1 protein-coding gene is annotated in these 1,905 nt (G+C 61.3%); it reads right to left on the reverse strand.

Going from position 1 to position 1,905, the window contains the following annotated elements; all coding sequences use genetic code 11:
* On the reverse strand, nt 1-1,905 hold a 1,905-nt coding region (gene fusA, locus ABB26_RS16780; RefSeq protein WP_057635868.1), incomplete at both ends, for an elongation factor G.

A 1,905-nucleotide genomic window follows, 5' to 3' on the forward strand; every position in this document is an offset into this window, starting at 1 on the left:
CGAACCCTGCAGGACGCCACGACGACGGCTTACGTCGCCCATCACGTCACCCTGGTATTCCTCCGGAGTCACGATCTCGACCTTCATGATCGGCTCCAGCAGCACCGGCTTGGCCTTGGCGAAGCCCTGCTTGAAGGCCATCGACGAGGCGAGCTTGAACGCCATTTCCGACGAGTCAACGTCGTGGTACGAGCCGAACACCAGCTTGACCTTGACGTCCACCACCGGGAAGCCAGCCAGCGGACCGCTGGTGATGGTTTCGCGCAGGCCCTTTTCCACGGAAGGAATGAATTCCTTCGGGATCACGCCGCCGGTGATGTCATTGATGAACAGGAAGTCGTCCTTGATGGCGGCTGCCAGCTTCGGATCGGCACGGTCTTCAGCGGTGATCGGCGACAGCTCGATCACGACGTGACCGTACTGACCCTTACCACCGGACTGCTTGGCGTGCTTGTAGTCCGACTTGACGTCAGCCATCTGGATGGTTTCGCGGTAAGCCACCTGCGGCTTGCCGACGTTGGCTTCCACGTTGAACTCGCGCTTCATGCGGTCAACGATGATGTCCAGGTGCAGCTCGCCCATGCCCGAGATGATCGTCTGGCCGGATTCTTCGTCGGTCTTGACGCGGAACGACGGATCTTCCTGTGCCAGGCGGCCCAGTGCCAGACCCATCTTTTCCTGGTCCGACTTGGTCTTCGGCTCGACAGCCATCGAGATCACCGGCTCCGGGAACACCATGCGCTCAAGCACGATCGGCTGATCGATCGAGCACAGCGTGTCACCCGTGGTGGTGTCCTTCAGGCCCACAGCTGCGGCGATGTCACCAGCCAACACTTCCTTGATTTCTTCGCGGTTGTTGGAGTGCATCTGCAGGATGCGGCCGATGCGCTCCTTCTTGTTCTTCACCGAGTTCAGCACGGTGTCGCCGCCATTCAGCGTGCCCGAATAGACACGGAAGAAGGTCAGCGCGCCGACGAACGGATCGGTGATGATCTTGAACGCCAGCGAAGAGAACGGAGCCTTGTCGTCCGACTTGCGGGTCATCTCGATGGTGTCGTCGTCGACGTCGGTGCCCTTCACGTCCGGCACGTCGATCGGCGACGGCAGCAGCTGGATCACGCCGTCCAGCATGGCCTGCACGCCCTTGTTCTTGAACGCCGAGCCGCAGAACATCGGCACGATTTCCACCGCCAGCGTACGGGTACGCAGCGCCTGGATGATCTCGGCCTCGGACAGCTCTTCGCCGCCCAGGTACTTTTCCATCAGCTCTTCGCTGGCTTCAGCAGCCGACTCGACCATGAATGCACGGGCTTCAGCAGCCTTCTCGACCAGGTCAGCCGGGATCTCGCCGTACTCGAACTTCATGCCCTGCGAAGCGTCATCCCAATGGATGGCCTTCATCTTGAGCAGGTCGACCACGCCCTTGAAGCCTTCTTCAGCACCGATCGGCAGCTGCATCGGCACGGCGACAGCGCCGAGCTTGGCCTTCAGCTGGTCACGGACCTTGAAGAAGTTCGCGCCGGTACGGTCCATCTTGTTGACGAACGCAATACGCGGAACCTGGTAACGGTTGGCCTGGCGCCACACGGTTTCCGACTGCGGCTGCACGCCACCAACGGCGCACAGCACGAACACGGCACCGTCGAGCACGCGCAGCGAACGCTCGACTTCGATGGTGAAGTCAACGTGCCCGGGGGTATCGATGATGTTGAAACGGTGCTCCGGCAGGGACTTGTCCATGCCCTTCCAGAACGCGGTGGTCGCAGCGGACTGGATCGTGATGCCACGTTCCTGCTCCTGCTCCATCCAGTCCATGGTAGCGGCGCCGTCATGCACTTCACCGAGCTTGTGGCTCTTACCGGTGTAGAACAGGATGCGCTCGGACGTGGTGGTCTTGCCGGCATC

It is taken from the genome of Stenotrophomonas humi (genome assembly GCF_001431415.1).
Classification (GTDB): Bacteria; Pseudomonadota; Gammaproteobacteria; order Xanthomonadales; family Xanthomonadaceae; genus Stenotrophomonas; species Stenotrophomonas humi.